The organism is Pseudonocardia halophobica (genome assembly GCF_027922425.1).
Classification (GTDB): Bacteria; Actinomycetota; Actinomycetes; order Mycobacteriales; family Pseudonocardiaceae; genus Pseudonocardia; species Pseudonocardia halophobica.
Genome location: NZ_BSFQ01000014.1, coordinates 98645 through 114272, shown reverse-complemented (window position 1 = coordinate 114272; position 15628 = coordinate 98645). Strand labels below are relative to the sequence as shown.

Genomic DNA, 15628 nt, shown 5'->3' with positions numbered 1-15628 from the left:
CGGGGCCGCGGCACCCGACCGGCCCCCGGATCCGTGGTGGGGGAGTCCGGAGTACCCGCAGCTCAGTGGGGGTCGTGAGTGCCGAGTGCCCCTCTAGGGGCAGTCGCCGCTCACGGGGGAGCGGTGGTGCCCCGGACGACCAGCTCGGGGGTCAGCTCGGTCTCGCCCGGCGCGAGGTCGGGGTCGTCGAGGCGGGCGGCGGCGGCGCGGACGGCGTGCCGGGCGAGCAGGCCGGCGTCCTGCCGGACCGTCGTGAGGTCGACGTGGGAGAGGCGGGCGAGCCGGTCGTCGTTGTAGCCCACCACGGAGACCCGCCCCGGGACGTCGACCCCGTTGCGGCGCAACGTGTCCAGTAGCCCGAGCGCGCACCGGTCGTTGGCGGCGAGGACCGCCGTCGGCAGCTCGGGGCCGGCGAGCAGGGCCTGCGCGGCCGCGATCCCGGCGTCCTCGTGATACGCGCCGGGCAGCACGCGCGCGCGGTCGGCGAGGCCGTGCGCCGCCATGGCGTCGAGGTAGCCCGTCCGGCGGGCGGCGGCGTTGGGGCCGGTGCCGCCGTCGACGTGCACGATCGCCCGGTGCCCCAGGCCGACCAGGTGGTCGACCGCCTGCCGGACGCCCTCGGCGTCGGCGCTGTGCACGCTGTCGAGCCCCGGCGCGGCCCGCCCGACCACCACGGCGACGGTGCGGACACCGAGCTCGGCGAGGAAGGCGTCGTCGACGTCCGGCCCGAGCAGGACGATCGCCTCGCAGCGGTGGGCCAGCAGGCCCTCGACCGCCGTCGCCTCGTCGCGGCCGGGGGTGCGGGCGGAGAGCAGCACCTCGTAGCCGAGCCGCTCGGCCTCCGGGTAGATGGCCTCGACGAGATCGGCCTCGAACGGCTCGCGGACGGTCATCAGCACGCCGAGGGTCCGGCTGCGCCCGCGCGCCAGCAGCCGGGCGGCGCTGTCCGGGCGGTAGCCCAGCTCCTCGGCCGCGGCCAGCACCCGGGAGCGGGTCTCGGCGGAGGCGCCGGGCTGGCCGCGGAAGACCAGGGAGACCAGCGCGCGCGAGACGCCGGCGCGGGCGGCGACGTCGACCATCGTCGGCCGGCGGCGCGGCGGGAGGGGCGTGGCCATGGCGGCATCCTCGCAGGTCGTGGGCGGGGTCCACCGCGCGGTGCGACCCGTTCACGACTATGTCTTGACATGCGCACCTTGCGGTCACCATAGTGTGCCACGGAGCGACTAGAGCGCTCTAGTACCACGACGAGGGCGTCCGACCCGGACGCTCGCGCCATCGGCACCGAGGACGACCGGGAGACAGCAGCGTGGCCCCTTCATCGACGATCCGGATCGGCTCCGCGCCCGACTCGTGGGGCGTGTGGTTCCCGTCCGACCCCGACCAGACCCCCGCCGACCGGTTCCTCTCCGAGGTCTCCGGCGCCGGGTACGAGTGGATCGAGATCGGGCCGTACGGCTACCTCGCCACCGACCCGAACGAGCTGCGGGACCAGTGCGAGAAGCACGGCCTGAAGATCTCGGCCGGCACCGTCTTCGAGCACCTGCACCGCCCCGACTCGTGGGACGACGTGTGGAAGCAGGTCACCGACGTCGCCGCGCTGACCGCCGCGGTCGGCGGCGAGCACATCGTGGTCATCCCCGACACCTGGCGCGACCACAAGACCGGTGCGCCGCTCGAGGACCGGGTCCTCTCCGACGAGCGCTGGAAGCTGCTCACCACCGGCATGGACGAGCTGGGCCGCCGCATCCTCGAGGAGTACGGCCTGCACGTGCAGTTCCACAGCCACGCGGACAGCCACGTCGGCCACCAGCACGAGATCGAGCGGTTCCTGGAGAACACGAACCCCGAGTACGTGAACCTGTGCCTCGACACCGGGCACGTCTCGTACTACGGCGGCGACAACGTCGCGCTGATCACGAAGTACCCGGAGCGCATCGGCTACCTGCACCTCAAGCAGGTCGACCCGGCGATCATCGCCCGCGTCGAGGCCGAGGACCTGCCGTTCCCCGAGGCCGTCAAGCTCGGCGCCATGATCGAGCCGCCGCTGGGTGTGCCGGACATGCGCGAGGTCATCGCCGCGGTCGAGGGGCTGAACCGCGACATCTACGCGATCGTCGAGCAGGACATGTACCCCTGCCCGCCGGACCACCCGCTGCCCATCGCGCGGCGCACCCACACCTACCTCGCCGGCTGCTCGGGCCGGCTCGACATCGGCACCCCGAAGGCCTGAGAGGACGCGAAGACATGTCCGACGATCTGCGTATCGCCGTGGTCGGCGTGGGGAAGATGGGTTCCTTCCACGTCGACAGCCTCACCCGCCGCGTCCGTGGCGCGCGCGTGACCGTGGTCAACGACTTCTCCGCCGAGCAGGCCGAGAAGGTCGCCGGCCCGATCGGCGCCCGCACCGTCGCCGACCCGTTCGAGGCCATCGGGGCCGACGACGTCGACGCCGTCGTGCTGGCCAGCCCCGGCTTCGCCCACGAGAAGCAGGTCCTGGCCTGCCTCGAGCGCGGCATCCCGGTGCTCTGCGAGAAGCCGCTGACCATGGACGGCCCGTCGTCCTACGAGGTCGTGAAGGCGCAGGCCGAGAGCGGCCGCGACCTGATCCAGGTCGGCTTCATGCGCCGGTTCGACACCGAGTACGTCGCCCTGCGCGAGCTGATCACGAGCGGCTCGGTCGGCGCCCCGCTGATGCTGCACTGCACGCACCGCAACCCGGCCGTGCCGGACTCCTTCAACTCGGAGATGGCCATGGCCGACTCCGTGGTGCACGAGGCGGACTGCACCCGCTTCCTGCTCGGCGAGGAGGTCGTGGCGGTCACCGTGCTGCGCGGCACGCCCACGTCGGCGGCGCCCGCGGGCGTCTCCGACCCGATGCTCGTGCTGTTCGAGACCGAGTCTGGCCGGCTGGTGACGGTCGAGAGCTTCGTGCGCACGCAGGTCGCCTACGAGGTCCGCACCGAGCTCGTCGCCGAGAAGGGCAGCGCGACCATCGGGCTCGACCAGAACCTGGTGGTCAAGCAGGCCGGCCGCTGGGGTGGCACCATCGCCCCCGACTTCGTGGTCCGCTTCGGGCAGGCCTACGACACCCAGATGCAGCGCTGGGTCGACGCCGCCCGCCGCGGCACGATCGACGGCCCCGGTGCCTGGGACGGCTACGCCGCCGCCGCGATCTGCGAGGCCGGCGTCGAGGCGGTCCGCACCGGCGGGCGCGTCGCGGTGAAGCTGGAGGCGCGGCCGTGAAGCTCGCGCTGGACCCGCAGATGTTCTACGCGACGCACTCCGTGCTGGAGCTGCCCGACGTCGTGGCGAAGATGGGCTACCGGTGGATGGAGCTCTCGCCCAAGGCGGACTTCGTCCCGTTCTTCCAGCACCCGCGCGTCGACGACGCCACGGTGGCCCAGCTGCGCAAGCGCGCCGCCGACGCCGGGGTGGGGATCGCCTCGGTGCTGCCGGTGCTGCGCTGGTCGGGCCCCGGTGAGGAGGAGCGCCAGGCCGCGGTGCGGGCCTGGAAGCGGGCCATCCAGATCACCGTCGACCTCGGCGTGGACACGATGAACTCCGAGTTCAACGGGCGCCCGGAGGGCGCGGAGTTCGCCGAGGCCCAGTTCCTGCGCTCGCTCGACGAGCTGCTGCCGATCTTCGAGCGCGAGGGTCTGAAGCTGGTGCTGGAGCCGCACCCGGACGACTTCATCGAGGACGGCCACGCGGCGGTGAACATGGTCCGGGGGCTGAACCGGGACTGGATCTCGTTCCTGTACTGCACCCCGCACACCTTCCACCAGGGGAACGACCCGGCCGGGATCATCGCCGCGGCCGGGGAGAAGGTCACCTACGTGCACCTGGCCGACACCCTGGACCACACGGCGTCGAACGGGCTGCGCTACATCGTCAACCCGCCCGGGTCGACCGCGCGGGTGCACCAGCACGCGGAGATCGGCCGCGGGGAGGTCGACTTCGACGCGGTGTTCGCCGCGCTCGCGTCGGTCGGGTTCGACGGCGTCGTCTCGTCCTGCGTGTTCGGGTGGGAGGAGGACGCCGAGGGCATCAGCGTGCGGCAGCGCGAGAAGGCCACCGCCCTGATCGAGAAGCACTTCGGCGCCGACCGCCTCCACGTCTGACCGTCCGGCCGCGAGGGGCCGGTGCCCCTCGCGGCACCGTCCCCTCGCGAAGGATCCCCTTGTCCCCCACGCACGACGCGGTGCCGGCGGTCCCGACGACCCCGACCCCCGGCCCGCACAACCGGCGGCTCACGCTCCTCACCGTCGTCGCCACCTTCGGCGGCCTGCTCTTCGGCTACGACACGGGCGTGATCAACGGCGCCCTGCCGTACATGACGGACGACCTGGGCCTGACCCCGGCCACCGAGGGCGTCGTCACGAGCTCCCTGCTCCTCGGCGCGGCCCTCGGCGCCTTCCTCGGCGGGCGCATCTCCGACCGCCGCGGCCGCCGCACGATGATCCTCTGGCTGGCGGTGCTGTTCGCCGTCGGCACCCTGATCTGCACGTTCGCCCCGGGTGTCGGCGTGATGGTGCTCGGCCGGGTGATCCTCGGCCTCGCCGTCGGCGGCGCGTCCGTCACCGTGATCGCCTACCTCTCGGAGGTCTCGCCCGCCGAGCGGCGCGGCCGCCTCGTCACGCAGAACGAGCTCATGATCGTGAGCGGGCAGCTGCTCGCGTTCATCTGCAACGCCGTGATCGGCGGCATCTGGGGCGAGGCCGGCGGAGTCTGGCGCTGGATGCTCGTGATCGCCACGCTGCCCGCGGTCGCGCTGTGGGTCGGCATGCTGGCGATGCCCGAGAGCCCGCGCTGGCTCGCCTCGCGCGGCCGGTTCGGCGAGGCGCTCGCCGTGCTGCAGCAGGTGCGCGACGCGAAGCGCGCGGAGGCCGAGCTCGCCGAGGTGCGCGCGCTGGCCGAGGAGGACCGGGCCGCGCAGACCGCCGGCTGGCGCGACCTCGCCGTGCCGTGGATCCGCCGCATCGTGGTCGTCGGGCTGGCGATCGCCGTCATGCAGCAGATCACCGGCGTGAACTCGATCATGTACTACGGCACGCAGATCCTCACCGAGTCCGGCTTCGACCGGGACGGCGCGCTGATCGCGAACATCGCCAACGGCGTGATCTCGGTGCTGGCCACGTTCGTCGGCATCTGGCTGCTCGGCCGGGTGCCGCGCCGGCCCATGCTGATCGTCGGTCAGATCGGCACCTTCTCGGCGCTGCTGCTCGTCGGCGTGTTCTCGCTGGTGCTGCCCGAGGGGGTCGGCCGCGCGTCCGTCGTCCTGGCGCTGACGGTGACCTTCCTGGCCTTCCAGCAGGGCGCGATCTCCCCGGTGACCTGGCTGATGCTGTCGGAGATCTTCCCGCTCAAGCTGCGCGGCCTCGGCATGGGCGTGTGCGGGCTGATGCTGTGGATCGTGAACTTCCTGGTCGGCCTGCTGTTCCCGATCCTGGTGGCGGGCATCGGGATCTCCGCGACCTTCTTCCTGTTCGCCGGCCTCGGCGTGTGCGCCATGCTGGTGGCGAAGGCGATCGTGCCGGAGACCAAGGGGCGGACCCTGGAACAGCTCGAGCGCGAGTTCAAGCAGGCGGGCGACCCGGCGGCGACGGCGGAGGTGACGCGATGACGGTGATGGTGGCGGTTCCCGACTCGCCGGAGGGCCGGACGGCCCTCTCGGCGGCGATCGACGAGACGCGGCTGCGGGACACGGACCTGCTCGTGCTGAACCTCGCGCTCGACCCGCTCGACGTCGTCGGGATGCCCAGCGACCTGCCCATCACGGTCCGCGAGCGCACCGGGCACGCCGACCTCGCCGACTGCGTGCTCGCCGCCCTCGACGAGTACGAGGGCAAGGTCGACCTGCTCGTGATCGGGATGAAGAAGCGCACCCCGATCGGCAAGGCCCTCCTCGGCAGCCTCTCCCAGCGCCTGCTGCTGGAGGCCGAGGTCCCGGTGCTCGCCGTCAAGCGCTGAACGAGGTCCGGGCGGGTTCGCCGGCCAGGATCCGGTCCAGCACCGGGCGCAGGTGGTCGGCGAACCCCTCCGGGTCCTCGGACATGGGGAAGTGCCCCCGTCCGGGCATGACGACGAGCTCACCGCCGAGCTGCTCCGCGGCGGCCCGGCTCATCTCGGTGGTCGCGGAGTAGTCGTACTCGCCGCTGAACACGTAGAGGGGGCACCCCGCCGGCCCGAGGTCCGCGGCGTGCTCCGGCAGGTCGCGCGAGTAGAAGTACGTGTCGCCCTGGTAGACGCCCGGGCCGGACTGGGCGTAGCCCCACAGCGTCTGCTCGCGCGGCCCCGTCGGGCTGCCCGGCGCGATCAGTCCGCCGACCCAGCTGGTCAGGAACCCCGAGTGGTCGACGTCGGCGCGGTTCGTCCACTCCACGAAGCGCCCCGGTTTGCCGAGCCCGCCTTCGAGGGCGCACACCGCCCGCCACCGCTCGCCGCACGTGCTCGCGAGGTAGAGCGCGATCGCCCCGCCCATCGAGCAGCCGAGCAGCACCGGCTCGTCCAGTTCCAGCGCGTCGGCCACGGCGAGGATCGTCGCCGCGTAGGTCCGCGTCGTGAGCGCGTAGCGGCGGCTGCGCCAGTCCGCGGGCGGATCCGAGCGCCCGTGCCAGGGCATGTCGAACGCGACCACGCGGAACTGCGCCGTGAGGTCCGGGTCCTCGAGCAGGTACCGGAACTGCCGGGAGTCGGCACCGGCGGTGTGCAGGCAGAGCAGCGGCACGCCCGAGCCCGCGGACTCGACGTGGATGCGCTGCAGCTCACCCTCCACCTCGACGTGCAGGTAGCGCCCCTCGATCGGGCTCAACCCCGGCCGGGGCGGGCGAGGGTCCGGGCGCCGCGGGGTCGCCGACCGGGCGCTGTCCCGCAGGGCGTCGACAATCCGGTCGAGGGCGGGCGCGGCGCGCGCCCAGACCTCCCGGCTGCCCCGCACCCGCTCCGCCCCACCGGTCGCGACGAGCGCCTGCGCCGAGGTCATCCCCCGCGGCGGCGAGGCGCAGAACTGCTCCCACTCCTCGGCCGTGACGGCGAAGGAGAAGTCCCAGCTGGCGTTGACGTCGTCGCCCTCGGTGACCGCGAGCGCCCCGTCGCGGACTCGCACGCCGATCCGGCGGTCGCCGATCTCGAGGAGTGCCGACCACGGGTGGCAGGGCGGCAGCCCGCGCAGGAGGGTGGGGTCGAGGGCGCGGGCGACGTCGTCGTCGCGGAGAAGAGTCACGCGGCGGATCGCAAGTCCGTCTGACAATCGAGGGAACCCGCTCCTCGCAATCGGCCGGATCAGACGAGCAGCCGTTGACTGCGCCGCAGGAGTGCGGCTACGGTCCGGCCAGAGATTGTCAGACGAACTGACAATCAGGAAGTGCCGACCACAGCGGTGCGACGAGATGGGACTGCGCGATGACGGGCAGTGACAAGACGGTGGGCAAGGCCGTGCCGACCGGATACCCCGGCGAGGTCGAGACGCCGGAGCGGGCGGCGAAGCGCCGGTCGGCGACCCGCGGGGCGTTCTTCGCCGAGTTCGTCGACATGTTCGACATCTACCTGCCGACGGTGATCCTCACCCCGGCCCTGATCTACTTCCAGCCGGCGGGCATGACCGCGGGTCTCTCCGCGATCCTGACCTCGCTCGTGTTCGCCACGACCCTCATCGGCCGGCCGATCGGGGCGGCGATCTTCGGCGGGCTGGCGGACCGGGTGGGTCGCCGCCGGGCCACCATCACCTCGGTCGGCGGGTTCGGGGTGATCACGTTGCTCATCGCCTTCGTCCCGGGCTACGCCACGATCGGGATCGCCTCCTACTGGCTGCTGATCCTGCTGCGCTTCCTCGACGGGATCTGCCTCGGCGGCGGGTACACGGGCGCGCTGCCGCTGGCGATGGAGTACGCGCCGAAGCACAAGCGCGGCCTGCTGGGCGGGGTCATCCTCGCCGCCTTCCCGCTGGCCTACATCGTGATCAACCTCGTCGGGATGGCGTCGTTCGCGCTCTTCCCGCTGGCCGGGCCGGACTCGCCCTACGCGGTGTGGGGCTGGCGCATCCCGTTCGTCCTCGGCGCGCTCCTGGCCGGCGTGCTGGTGCTGTACTACGTGCGCTACGTCTCGGAGTCCGAGATCTGGGAGGCGTCGGAGAAGAAGTCCGCGCCGCTGAAGAACCTCTTCACCGGTCCCAGCGGCCGCAGCTTCCTGCAGGTCTTCGCGATGATGACCGGGTTCTGGCTGACCCAGAACATGGTCACGCTGTTCCTGCCGACCACCGTGCTGCACACGGTGCTGAAGCTCAGCGGGAGCCAGCTCACCACGGCGCTGCTGATCGCCTACGCCTGCCTGGTCGTCAGCTACATCGGCTCCGGCGTGATCGCCCAGCGGATCGGCCGCCGGAGGTTCTTCGTCGTCCTCGGCGTGCTCATCGCGGTGGGCGGGTCGACGCTGATGGCGCTGCTGATGAACGGGACCCACCTGTCGTACGGCGCGATCGTGCTCCTCGTCTGCGTGTTCTCCGTGCTGGTCACGGCGCCGTGGGGCGTGGTCCTGCCCTACATCAACGAGCGCTTCCACACCGACGTCCGGGCGTCGGCGTTCGGCCTCGGCTTCAGCGCGTCGGTGATCATCCCGTCCTTCTACGCCTTCTTCTACGCGGGGCTGAACCAGGTCGTGTCGGCGGCCGTCGCCGCGGCGCTGCTGCTGGGGATCGGCGGGGTCCTCGGGGCGGTGGGCGCCGCGGCGGGCCCGGAGACGAAGGACGTCGACTTCACGAAGGCGGCGTGATGGCCCACGAGGTCCTCGCGGTGCGCTACGGGACCCGCACCACGCGCCGGTCGGAGATCTTCCTCAACCACCACGTCTACGGCGAGCCCGACGCCGAGATGCCGATGGACTACTTCTTCTGGGTCGTCCGCGGCGGCGGGCGGACGACCGTGGTCGACTGCGGCTTCGGCGCCGCGGCCGGGGCCCGCCGGCGCCGGACGATGCTCGTGGACCCGGTGGAGGCGCTGCGCGGCCTGGGGATCGACCCCTCGACCGTCGACCGGCTCGTGGTGACCCACGCCCACTACGACCACATCGGCAACCTCGACCAGTTCCCGGAGGCCGAGATCGTGCTCGCCCGCCGCGAGCTGGAGTTCTGGACCGGCCCGTACGCCGGCCGGCTGCAGTTCGCCCACTCCACCGAGCCCGACGAGCTGGGCCTGCTCGCCAAGGCCGCCGCCGACGGGCGGGTCCGGCTCGTCGAGGACACGCTCGACCTGGCACCGGGGTTCGAGCTGGTGGTGGTCGGCGGCCACACGCCGGGGCAGCTGGTCGCGCAGGTCGCGACGACCGGGGGCGCCGTCGTGCTCGCCGCGGACGCGCTCCACCTCTACGAGGAGCTCGAGCGCGACCGGCCGTTCTTCGTCGTGGCCGACCTCGCGGACATGTACCGGGGCTTCGACCTGCTCCGGGAGATGACCGAGGATCCCGGCCGGGTGCTGGTCGCCGGGCACGACGCCGCGGTCCCGGAACGGTTCCCGGGCCGCGTGCCCGGGCTGGCCCCGGAGCTCGCCGATCTGGTCGTCCGGGTCGCACCGGGGGAGGGCACGGCATGACCGCCACCCTCACGGGCGACGGCCTCGCCGACGCGGTCGTGCTGGTCACCGGCGCCGCGGGCGCCCTCGGCGCGGCGAGTGCGCGGATGCTGGCCGAGCGCGGGGCGCGGCTCGTGCTCACCGACCTCGACGCCGCGGGACTCGAGAAGGTCGCGGCCGGGCTGCCCGGTGCGGCCGTGTGCGTGCCCGGTGACGTCGCGAGCGAGGCCGACGTCGACGCGGCCGTCGCCGCGGGTGTCGAGGCGTTCGGCAGGATCGACCGGTACCACCTCAACGCGGGCATCCCGGGGCCGCTGGTCCGGCTCCCCGATCTCACGGTCGAGGACTTCGACCGGGTGGTGGCCGTGAACCTGCGCGGCACGTTCCTCGGCCTCCGCGCGGCGTTCCGTCGGTTCGAGGCACAGGGCTCGGGCGGCGCGATCGTGCTGACGGCGTCCATCGCGTCGCTGCGCGGCAGCGACGACCTGCTGGCCTACCAGGCGTCGAAGCACGGCGTGCTGGGCCTGCTGCGCGGGGCCGCGGTCTACGGCGGCCCGCTCGGGGTCCGCGTCAACGCCGTCGCGCCCGGGATCGTGCCGACCGCGCTGTTCGCGGCCTCCGGCGACGGGCCGGGCGGGGGAGGGGACATGGCCCGCCGGGCGGCGACCACACCGCTGCGCCGGCCGGGCACGCCCGAGGAGATCGCGTCGGTGGTGGCCTTCCTGCTCGGCGACGGGGCGTCGTACCTCACGGCCGAGGTCGTCTCCGTCGACGGCGGGGCGGCGGCGGTCAGCACGGTGCGACCGTCGGGCGGGGCGGGCGCGTGGGACACCGGGCCGGTCGACGCCCGGTTGCGGGCAGGAGCACGGGAAGGGAGCCGGGCGTGACGGACACGGTGGACACGGTCGGGATGATCGGTCTCGGCAACATGGGCGGCCGGATGGTGCGGCGGCTCGTCGACGCCGGGTTCACCGTCGTCGGGCACGACCCGGTGGCGGGACGGGCCGAGGCGGTCGGTGCGGAGCCCGCGGCCGATCCGGCCGAGGTGGCGCGGCGGGCCCGGGTCCTGCTGCTGTCGTTGCCGGACAGCCACGTCGTGGAGCCCGTGGTGCGGGCGGTGCTGGCGGTGGCCGGTGAGGGGACCACGATCGTCGACCTCTCCACCGCGTCGCCGGCGTCCACCCGGACCCTGCACGACGAGGCCCTCGCGCGCGGCGTGCGCTATCTCGACGCCGGCATCTCCGGGGGCGCCGCCGCCGCGGAGAAGGGCAGTCTGACGATCATGGCCGGGGGCGACCCGGGCGCGCTCGCCGAGCTCGGGACCGTCCTCGCGCCGATCGCGGCGACCGTGCACCACATGGGGCCGTCCGGTACCGGGCACACGGCCAAGCTGCTCAACAACTTCCTCAACGCCGTCAGCCTCGCGGCCTCCGCCGAGGTGATGGTCGCGGGCCGCAAGGCCGGGCTGGACCTGCCGCAGCTGCTCGAGGTGATCAACTCGAGCAGCGGCGTCAACTTCGCGACCACGAACCGGTTCCCCGCGATCGTCCGCGGCGACTACCTCGAGGGCGGCCTGACGAGCAGGCTCATGACCAAGGACGTCGCGCTCTACGTCGACCTGGCGGGCCGGCTCGGCGTTCCCACCCTGAACGCCGCGGGCCCGCTGGCCAGCTTCGGGCTCGCGGAGAACCTCGGCTACGGCGACCTGATCAGCAACCGCGTCGTCGACGCACTCGGCGACGTCGCCGGCGGGGTACGAGTGCACGACCAGGAAGGATGACCAGTGCAGATCGTTCGGGGCCGGGCCCCTGACACCACACCGACCCAGAACCGGACCGAGACCTTCACCGGCACGGTCTGGGGCGACCCGGTGCTGCCGACCACGGCGGAGCACAACACGCTGAACTCGGTGACCTTCACGCCGGGCGCGCGCACGTACTGGCACCACCACACCGGCGGCCAGCTGCTCGTCGTCACGGCGGGGATGGGCTGGGTCTGTCCCCGCGGGGAGGAGCCGCAGGTCGTCCGGGCCGGCGACGTGGTGTGGGTGCCGCCCGGCGAGCAGCACTGGCACGGCGGGACCGCGGACACGGTGATGACCCATCTCGCCTTCTCGATCGGGCCGACGACGTGGCTCGAGGAGGTCGCCGAGGGGGACTACCTCGCGGCCGTGGAGGTGGCCCGATGAGCGGCGGGGACGACCGGTACGAGCGGGGCCTCGGCATCCGCCGCGAGGTGCTCGGCGACGCCCACGTGGACCGCTCGCTGCAGGGGGTCAGCGACTTCTCGCGGCCGGTCCAGGAGTACGTCACGCAGAACGTCTGGGGCGAGCTGTGGAGCCGGCCGGGACTCGACCGGCGCACCCGCAGCCTGCTCAACCTGGTGATGCTCACGGCGCTCAACCGCGGCCACGAGCTCGCCGTGCACGTCCGCGGCGCGGTGACCAACGGCTGCACCGAGACCGAGATCCAGGAGGCGTTGCTGCAGACCGCGGGGTACTGCGGGGCCCCGGCGGCGCTCGAGGCCTTCCGGGTGGCCGAGCGGGTGCTGCGGGAGATCGCCGCCGAGTCCGTCGACGTGTCGGGGAACGGCCATGGGTGAGACGTTCGACCGGGTCGGCTTCGTCGGGCTGGGCCGGATGGGTACGCCGATGGTGCGGCGGCTCGCGGCCGGGGGAGTGGCGGTGCGCGGGCACGACGCCGCGCCCGGCGTGGCCGAGGGGCTCGCGGACGTCCTCACCCCCGTGCCGAGCGCCGCGGCCGCGGCCGAGGGCGCACCCGTCGTCGTCCTGATGCTGCCGGACTCCGGGATCGTGGAGAAGGTCGTCGACGGCGGCCTGCTCGACGCCCTCGCGCCCGGCACCCTGCTCGTGGACATGAGCACGTCGGAGCCGCTCCGGACCCGCGCGCTGGCCGAGCGGGTCGCCGAGCGCGGCGCCACGCTCGTCGACGCGCCGGTGTCCGGGGGCGTGGCCGGGGCCGAGGCCGGCACGTTGACGATCATGGTCGGCGGACCCGACGACGCCGCGCAGCGGCTCACCCCGCTGCTGGCGCTGATGGGCCGGGTCCGCCACGTCGGCGGGACGGGCGCGGGGCACGCGCTCAAGGCGCTCAACAACCTGCTCTCCGCCTCGCACCTGCTCGCGACGTCCGAGGCGATCCTCGCGGGGGAGCGGTTCGGGCTCGACGCCACGGCCATGCTCGAGGCGATCAACGGCTCCAGCGGCCGCAGCGGGTCCACGGAGACCAAATGGCCCACGCACATCGTCCCCGGCACCTACGGCTCCGGCTTCACGGCCGGCTTGATGGTCAAGGACCTGCGGATCGCGCTCGGCCTGGCCGAGGCCGTCGACGCACCACGCGGCCACGCCGAGCGCACGCTCGCCCTCTGGAGCCGCGCCGTCGGGACGCTCGGGCCGGAGGCCGACCACACCGAGATCGCACGATGGCTGCGGGAGCGGCCGGAGGAGGACCAGTGACCGCGACCGAGACCCTCACGACGGAGCAGCAGCGGGTCAAGGACGAGTTCGTGCGGGTCCGCGGCACCTGGGGCGAGCCGTGGCAGCGGATCCTCGAGCTGGATCCCGCGTTCCTCGAGGCCTACCTGCGCTTCTCGAGCGTGCCGTGGACCGCTGCGTCGCACCTCGAGCCGAAGGTCAAGGAGTTCGTCTACATCGCCGCCGACGCCGCGGCGACGCACCTGTACGAGCCCGGCATCCGTCAGCACGTCGCGGCCGCGCTGCGGCACGGGGCCACCCCGGCCGAGATCATGGAGGTGCTGGAGCTGACCAGCACGCTCGGCATCCACGCCTGCAACATCGGGGTGCCGCTGCTGCTCGAGGTGCTCGAGGAGGAGGGCGTCCGCACCGGGCCGGCGCCGCTGGACGAGCGGCGGGAGAGGCTCAAGGCCGAGTTCACCGCCAACCGCGGCTACTGGCACGAGTTCTGGGAGGGGATCCTCGAGCTCGCCCCGGACCTGTTCGAGGCCTACGTGGAGTTCTCCTCGGTGCCGTGGAAGACCGGCACGCTGGAGCCGAAGGTCAAGGAGATGATCTACGTCGCCTTCGACGCCGCGGCCACCCACCTCTACGTCCCGGGGCTCAAGCTGCACCTGCGCAACGCCGTGCGCCTCGGTGCCACGCAGGACGAGCTGATGGAGGTGCTGTCGATCGTCAGCGTGATCGGCATCCACGCGGCCACGACGGCGGCGCCGATCCTCGCCTCGGTCGTCGCCGAGCAGGAGAGCGGGTCGGGGTGACACCGGCCGGCTCCGGTGCCCGGGCCGCCGCGGAGCGCGGGAACGCGCTACGGCGGCCCGGCAGCGGCGCGGGTCCGACTACTGTGCGCCTGGTGACGGCAGGTGAGGAGACGGGCACCTTCCGCGGGATCCGGGTCGGCCGGATCGCCGCGCCCCTGCGCGAGCAGGTCATCGACGGGCTGCGCACCGCGATCCTCGAGTTCGAGCTGCAGCCGGGGCAGCGGCTCGTGGAGCGCGAGCTGATCGAGCAGACCGGCGTGTCCCGCGCGACGATCCGCGAGGCGTTGCGCGAGCTGGCCGCCGAAGGGCTCGTCGTCACCGTGCCGCAGAAGGGGGCGATGGTCTACAAGCCCTCGGCCGACGAGGCCCGCGACCTCTACGCGGTGCGGGCCTCGCTGGAGGCGCTCACCGTGCGCCGGTTCATCGAGCGGGCGAACGCCGCGCACCACGACCGGCTCCGGGCCACCGTCACCGCGCTGGAGCAGGACGTCGAGGCGGGCGCGGACATGCACCGGCTGCTGCGCGACAAGGACCTCTTCTACACCGAGCTGCTCGCCGGGGCCGCCAGCCCGACGATCGAACAGATCCTCGGCGGGGTGCAGGCGCGGGTCCGGCTGCTGCGCGCCACGTCCATGTCGCAGCCCGGCCGTGCGGCCCAGATGGCGGTGGAGATGCGAGCCCTGGTCGACGCAATCACCGCGCGCGACGTCGCCTCCGCCGAACGGCTCTGCATCGAGCACCTCGAGCACGCCGCCGCGACCGGCCTCGCCGCCCTCGACGGGGTGGGCCGGGCCGGGTCGTAGCGGCTCACCGACAGCGGAACGGCACCCCGTCCGTCGGGCGGGGTGCCGTCGTCGTCCGTCGGCCGGGATCCCCGGCCGACCGGGTCACTCCTGCTCGGGGCCCTTCTCGGCGCTCTCCGGGGAGGCCTCGGGGGACTCCTGCGCGGGCAGCCCGGCGGTCGGGACCTGCACCGGGATGCTGGTCACGCCCGGCTTCCGCGGCTCGGCGTAGGCGCCGGCCACGCGGACCTTCAGCACGCCGGCCTCGTAGGAGGCGCTCACCGCGTCGGCGGTGACGTGCTGGGGGAGGGCGAAGCTGCGGCGGAAGGAGCCGTAGCGGACCTCGCGGACCCGGCGGCCCTCGCTCTCCTCGTTCCGCTCGTCACGGCGCTCGCCGTGCACGACGAGGCGGCCCTCCTCGACGTCCACGTGGACGTCGGTGGCGGGGTCGAGGCCCGGGACCTCCAGGGAGACCAGGGCGTCGGCGCCGTCGCGGGTCACGTCGGCGGCCGGGGTGAAGCCGCTCTCCGGGCGCGCGAAGCGCACGGGGGAGGGGCCGAAGGCGCGCCGGACGAGGGCGTCGAAGTCGGCGAAGAAGGGGTCGCGGCGCGGGATCAGGGTGCTCATCGTGTGTCTCCTCGATGCTGGTCGCTGGCGGGGTTTGCAGCGTCTGACTGAGTAAACCTGAGCCGGTTCGACTCAATTCCCGGTGCCGAGGAGTAGTTCGCGTCACACTGGTGACACCTCGAGGAACGATCCGGAAGGAGAGCGGTGAGCGGTTCCGACGCGGAGAAGGACGAGCGCTCCGACGCGGGCGATCCGGTCTGCTGGCTGCATCGCCTGTGCCCCACCTGCGGCGCCATGCCCACCGACGACCCCGCGGCTCCACCGGACCGGTGCTGGCGGTGCGGAGAGCCGTTCGCCGAGGGGTGAGCCTCAACCCGGGCGGGAGCGACGACGCGGCGCGAGTCGTGGTGCGTCGACCGCGCTGACGCGGCTCCTGCACCGCAACGGGCTCACGTGATCGTT

General features: G+C 73.2%; 18 protein-coding genes. 15 read left to right on the top strand and 3 right to left on the bottom strand.

Annotated elements, in window-relative coordinates; all coding sequences use genetic code 11:
* Positions 1–110: 110 nt before the first annotated feature.
* Positions 111–1115 carry a LacI family DNA-binding transcriptional regulator gene (locus PKE99_RS18110; protein ID WP_037048082.1) on the bottom strand — a complete coding sequence of 335 codons (1005 nt, stop codon included), beginning with the start codon at positions 1113–1115 and terminating at the stop codon, positions 111–113.
* A gap of 191 nt (positions 1116–1306) precedes the next feature.
* On the opposite strand from PKE99_RS18110, the gene PKE99_RS18105 reads away from it, so the two are divergent.
* From PKE99_RS18105 to PKE99_RS18085, 5 genes are read left to right on the top strand one after another with little or no spacing between them, the layout of a single operon-like run.
* The gene (locus PKE99_RS18105; protein ID WP_037048085.1) at positions 1307–2230 is read left to right on the top strand and encodes a sugar phosphate isomerase/epimerase family protein; all 924 of its coding nucleotides are present in this window, start codon (positions 1307–1309) and stop codon (positions 2228–2230) included.
* A gap of 14 nt (positions 2231–2244) precedes the next feature.
* A complete protein-coding gene (locus PKE99_RS18100) occupies positions 2245–3243 on the top strand; it encodes a Gfo/Idh/MocA family protein (protein ID WP_037048087.1) in 999 nt (332 codons plus the stop codon).
* Positions 3240–4121 (top strand): sugar phosphate isomerase/epimerase family protein, encoded by an 882-nt coding sequence (locus PKE99_RS18095; RefSeq protein WP_037048090.1) that lies wholly within the window; start codon positions 3240–3242, stop codon positions 4119–4121. The genes PKE99_RS18100 and PKE99_RS18095 overlap by 4 nt, the downstream gene beginning before the upstream one ends.
* Before the next feature lie 59 nt (positions 4122–4180).
* Positions 4181–5623, top strand: coding sequence for a sugar porter family MFS transporter (locus tag PKE99_RS18090; RefSeq protein WP_051737710.1), 1443 nt, complete (start codon positions 4181–4183; stop codon positions 5621–5623).
* Positions 5620–5970 (top strand): universal stress protein, encoded by a 351-nt coding sequence (locus PKE99_RS18085; RefSeq protein WP_037048096.1) that lies wholly within the window; start codon positions 5620–5622, stop codon positions 5968–5970. Before PKE99_RS18090 ends, PKE99_RS18085 begins: the two co-directional genes overlap by 4 nt.
* Here the strand turns inward: PKE99_RS18085 and PKE99_RS18080 are convergent.
* Positions 5960–7222, bottom strand: coding sequence for an alpha/beta fold hydrolase (locus PKE99_RS18080; RefSeq protein WP_197040712.1), 1263 nt, complete (start codon positions 7220–7222; stop codon positions 5960–5962). The two genes, PKE99_RS18085 and PKE99_RS18080, sit on opposite strands and share 11 nt — an antisense overlap.
* 179 nt (positions 7223–7401) lie before the next feature.
* Between PKE99_RS18080 and PKE99_RS18075 the strand changes: the two genes are divergently transcribed.
* The 9 genes from PKE99_RS18075 (at position 7402) to PKE99_RS18035 (ending at position 14620) form a co-directional block, all read left to right on the top strand.
* Positions 7402–8766, top strand: a complete 1365-nt coding sequence (locus PKE99_RS18075; protein ID WP_081924322.1) for an MFS transporter — start codon at positions 7402–7404, stop codon at positions 8764–8766.
* Positions 8766–9581, top strand: coding sequence for an N-acyl homoserine lactonase family protein (locus PKE99_RS18070; RefSeq protein WP_051737711.1), 816 nt, complete (start codon positions 8766–8768; stop codon positions 9579–9581). The genes PKE99_RS18075 and PKE99_RS18070 overlap by 1 nt, the downstream gene beginning before the upstream one ends.
* Positions 9578–10447 (top strand): SDR family NAD(P)-dependent oxidoreductase, encoded by an 870-nt coding sequence (locus PKE99_RS18065; protein WP_051737712.1) that lies wholly within the window; start codon positions 9578–9580, stop codon positions 10445–10447. The genes PKE99_RS18070 and PKE99_RS18065 overlap by 4 nt, the downstream gene beginning before the upstream one ends.
* Entirely contained in the window at positions 10444–11340 is an 897-nt protein-coding gene (locus PKE99_RS18060; protein WP_231498286.1) for an NAD(P)-dependent oxidoreductase, read from the top strand. Before PKE99_RS18065 ends, PKE99_RS18060 begins: the two co-directional genes overlap by 4 nt.
* A gap of 3 nt (positions 11341–11343) precedes the next feature.
* A complete protein-coding gene (locus tag PKE99_RS18055) occupies positions 11344–11748 on the top strand; it encodes a cupin domain-containing protein (protein WP_037048099.1) in 405 nt (134 codons plus the stop codon).
* Positions 11745–12161, top strand: coding sequence for a carboxymuconolactone decarboxylase family protein (locus tag PKE99_RS18050; protein WP_037048102.1), 417 nt, complete (start codon positions 11745–11747; stop codon positions 12159–12161). Before PKE99_RS18055 ends, PKE99_RS18050 begins: the two co-directional genes overlap by 4 nt.
* Positions 12154–13038, top strand: a complete 885-nt coding sequence (locus PKE99_RS18045; protein WP_037048104.1) for an NAD(P)-dependent oxidoreductase — start codon at positions 12154–12156, stop codon at positions 13036–13038. The genes PKE99_RS18050 and PKE99_RS18045 overlap by 8 nt, the downstream gene beginning before the upstream one ends.
* Entirely contained in the window at positions 13035–13817 is a 783-nt protein-coding gene (locus PKE99_RS18040) for a carboxymuconolactone decarboxylase family protein (RefSeq protein WP_037048106.1), read from the top strand. Before PKE99_RS18045 ends, PKE99_RS18040 begins: the two co-directional genes overlap by 4 nt.
* Before the next feature lie 92 nt (positions 13818–13909).
* Positions 13910–14620 carry a GntR family transcriptional regulator gene (locus tag PKE99_RS18035; RefSeq protein WP_063739805.1) on the top strand — a complete coding sequence of 237 codons (711 nt, stop codon included), beginning with the start codon at positions 13910–13912 and terminating at the stop codon, positions 14618–14620.
* A gap of 84 nt (positions 14621–14704) precedes the next feature.
* Here the strand turns inward: PKE99_RS18035 and PKE99_RS18030 are convergent, their stop codons facing one another.
* A complete protein-coding gene (locus PKE99_RS18030; protein ID WP_037048110.1) occupies positions 14705–15226 on the bottom strand; it encodes an Hsp20/alpha crystallin family protein in 522 nt (173 codons plus the stop codon).
* A gap of 144 nt (positions 15227–15370) precedes the next feature.
* Between PKE99_RS18030 and PKE99_RS18025 the strand changes: the two genes are divergently transcribed.
* Complete coding sequence (locus PKE99_RS18025; RefSeq protein WP_156067719.1) at positions 15371–15532, top strand: hypothetical protein; 162 nt, start codon at positions 15371–15373, stop codon at positions 15530–15532.
* The last annotated feature ends 96 nt before the right edge of the window (positions 15533–15628 follow it).